The organism is Kitasatospora putterlickiae, assembly GCF_039527695.1.
In the GTDB taxonomy this organism is placed as follows: Bacteria; Actinomycetota; Actinomycetes; order Streptomycetales; family Streptomycetaceae; genus Kitasatospora; species Kitasatospora putterlickiae.
Map to the genome: position 1 here is coordinate 1 of NZ_BAAAKJ010000401.1, position 3163 is coordinate 3163.

The following is a 3163-nucleotide window of genomic DNA, read 5'->3' on the forward strand; positions in this document are numbered from 1 at the left end:
CGGCCGTCCGCACCCTGGGGAATGCGGTCGGCCGGTTCTGCCGTGGCCGTGCCCGGCGCCCCCGCGCCACCCGGCCGCGCCACCCCCTCGGGTGAGGACCGGGGACGTCCCGCGGCCCGTGCGGGGGGAACCCCGAACCGGTGTGGGACGCCGCCCGACCCGGGGGCGAGGTGGCGCACCTCTACATCACACCCGGATGACGGTGGTTGGTAATGTGGCGGACCCTGGCGAAGCCTGGCGAATGCTCGCCGGGTGCCTGACGGAGCCTCTAGCCTCGGATCAGCCGAGGAACCTGGGGGCTTCACGTGAGCAGGGGACCCAACACCCGACTCGCCGATCTGTTCGTCCTGACCGGATGGTCGAAGGGCGAGTTGGCGCGGCTGGTCAACAGGCGCGGTGCCGCGATGGGACAGCAGCAGCTGTCCACCGACACCTCGCGGGTGCGGCGGTGGATCGAGCAGGGGGAGATCCCGCGCGATCCGGTGCCGAGGGTACTGGCAGCCGTGTTCACGGAGCGGCTCGGCCGTGTCGTCACCACTGAGGACCTCGGTCTGGAACGACACCGGCCCACCAGGACCGGAGCGGCGCAGTCCGCCACCACGTCGCCATGGGAGCCGGATCGGACGGCCGCGGTCCTCACCGAGTTCACGGGAATGGACCTCATGCTGAACCGACGTGGATTGGTGGGCGCGGGTGCCGCGCTCACGGCCGGGGTGGTCATCGCCGATTCGTTGAAGGGCTGGCTGGGCGGGGACGCGGTCGCGTACGCGGCCTCGGCGCCCGGCCCGCGGTCGGTCGTCACCCAGGGCGGTGCCCGGCCGGTGGTGGACCTGTACGACGCGGGCCCGGTCGGGCTCGACGAGGTGGAGGCGCTGGAGCGCTCGGTGCAGGTGTTCCGGGCCTGGGACGCGGCCCGTGGCGGCGGCCTGCAGCGCAAGGCGGTGGTCGGTCAACTCAACGAGGTGGGCGGTCTGTTGACGCACCGCCACAGCGCGGCCGTGGCGCAGCGGTTGTGGCTGGTCGCGGCCAACCTCGCGGTGCTGGCCGGCTGGATGTCGCACGACGTGGGGCTGGAGCCGACCGCGCAGAAGTACTTCACGCTGGCCGCCGAGTCGGCGAAGGAGGCCGGTGACCGTCCGCGCGCGGGGGAGGCGATCTCCCGGGCGGCGCGGCAGATGGTGCACCTCGGGCGGGCCGACGACGCCATCGACCTGATGGCCGCGGCGCGGGCGGGCGGCGGGCGGATGCTGCCGAGGACGCGGGCGATGCTGAACACCGTCGAGGCGTGGGCGCACGCGTCGATCGGGCAGTCGCAGGCGACCTGGCGGCTGCTGGGCGAGGCGGAGGACCTCTTCGCGGAGGAGGCGGACGGTCCGCCGCCGTCCTGGATGCAGGTGTTCGACGAGGCGGAGCTGCGCGGGATGCAGGCGCTGGTGCTGCGCACGCTCGCCGAGCACGACCTGTCGGCCGCCGCGCAGGCCGGCCGGCACGCCGAGCGGGTGATCCGGCTGCGGGAGGGGACCGGTCAGCTGCGCTCGGCGCTGTTCGACCGGATCACGCTGGCCTCGGTGCACTGGCTCACCGGGGAGCCGGACGCGGCGGACACCCAGGTCAAGATGGTGCTGAACCTGATCGGGCAGAACTCCTCGCACCGGACCTGGGACCGGCTGCGGGAGATGTACCGGTTGACCGCGCGCTACCGGGGGGTGCCGGTGGTGGACGAGCTGCGGGACGAGCTGGGGCGGGAGCTGCGGGCGGTGGGGGCGAAGTACCGGCCGCAGCCCGCGTTCCGTTAGTCCGCGCTCCGTCGGTCCGCGTGCCGCCGGCCGGGTTCGCCGATCGGGCCTGGCCGGCGCGGTCGGTCCGCTAGCCGGGGCCGGCCGGGCGCAGCAGCATGCGCAGGGCGGTGACGGTGCCGTCGGTGCCGAGGACGGGTTCGCCCGCGCACTCCACCATGCCGTGCCCGCCGCCGGGCCGGCGGACCTGGAGGGTGCCGACGGCGTACCGGCCGTGCACCAGCGCGTCGGTCATCATCCGGCGCAGCTGCGGCCGGTCCGCCTCGCTCAGCCGGTCGGGCAGCCGGTCGAGGCTGAGCGGGCCGTGGCCGGGATCGCAGCCGAGCAGCCGGAAGGCCTCGGCGGTCCAGCGCACGTCGTCGGTGCGCAGGTCCCATTCGGCCGCGGCGACCGTGTCGCGGCCGGGCGTCGGTGTCATGGGCATGGCAGGTCCGCTCATCCGTTCGCGGCGGTCGGCCGACGGGCGTGGGAACGACTGTCGCACAGCGGTCCGACACCCGTCCGCGATTTGGACAGAACGCAGACAAAGTTCCCCAGGCATATGCCAGTGCGCACAAAGCGTCGGTCGCCCTGTGTGCGACGGGCTGTCCGAAGCGGTAACCTTCGGTGATTCCGGCGCCCGGGCGCCCACCGCAGTACCGACCAGAGACCCCGGCGACGGAAATCCCGTTGCCACTACGACCGCCGCAACGGATGCTGACCTCATGTTCGAGCCAGTGATAGCACCCAGTGCCAGCCTCCTCGGCCTCCTGCAGCGAGGTCGCGGTGACGGGCAGCTCCATGCGCTGGCCGCCGACCGCACCGAGGCCATCGCCGCGTTGGAGGAGTGCGTCACCAGGGATCCGCGAGCCGACTGGCAGGTCGAGAACCGCTCCCTCTACTACGCGCGCCTCTACATGGAGCTGGAGGCGTCGCTGGACGGCATCGAGGACCACCTCCACTCACCGGAGGACCTCCTCGACGAGGACGAGGCCCGCACCGGCCTGGCGCTCTCCGTCCTCGGTCACCTCGCCGCGTACGGCCGCCGGGACGCCCTGCTCATGCTCCGCGAGTACGCCGCCACCGGCACCAACTGGGCCTGGGCGCTGGACGAGCTCGCGCTGCGCGACGACGACCGCGGCCTGCTGCTGCTCGGAACCGCCGTGCTGGACCGCTTCCCGCCGGGCCCCGAGGGCGACGCCGAACTGCGCGAGACCATCCGGGGAGCCTACGAGCCCAGGCCGTGGCGGCTCTGGGCGGCCTACCACCCCAGAGTCGCGGCGGCCGGCGAGCAGTCCCCCTTCGACCTGTGGCAGCGCCAGCTGAACCGCAGCGGCGTCACCCCCGGCTGGTCCACCGCCGACGTCCTCGCCTGGGCCGACCAGGGC

General features: G+C 73.6%; 2 protein-coding genes and 1 pseudogene. 2 read left to right on the forward strand and 1 reads right to left on the reverse strand.

Annotated features, from left to right (window positions below):
* Positions 1–305: 305 nt before the first annotated feature.
* Positions 306–1796 carry a DNA-binding protein NsdB gene (locus tag ABD308_RS34255; RefSeq protein WP_344343717.1) on the forward strand — a complete coding sequence of 497 codons (1491 nt, stop codon included), beginning with the start codon at positions 306–308 and terminating at the stop codon, positions 1794–1796.
* Between the two features lie 70 nt (positions 1797–1866).
* Here the strand turns inward: ABD308_RS34255 and ABD308_RS34260 are convergent, their stop codons facing one another.
* Positions 1867–2220, reverse strand: a complete 354-nt coding sequence (locus ABD308_RS34260; RefSeq protein WP_344343719.1) for a hypothetical protein — start codon at positions 2218–2220, stop codon at positions 1867–1869.
* 280 nt (positions 2221–2500) lie between these two features.
* Between ABD308_RS34260 and ABD308_RS34265 the strand changes: the two are divergent.
* Positions 2501–3163 (forward strand): annotated as a pseudogene (locus tag ABD308_RS34265) (HEAT repeat domain-containing protein); the annotation flags it as partial.

Excerpts from the sequence above, each read along its gene's own strand:
- ABD308_RS34260 (WP_344343719.1), bottom strand. The coding sequence starts at position 2,220 with ATGCCCATGACACCGACGCCCGGCCGCGACACGGTCGCCGCGGCCGAA.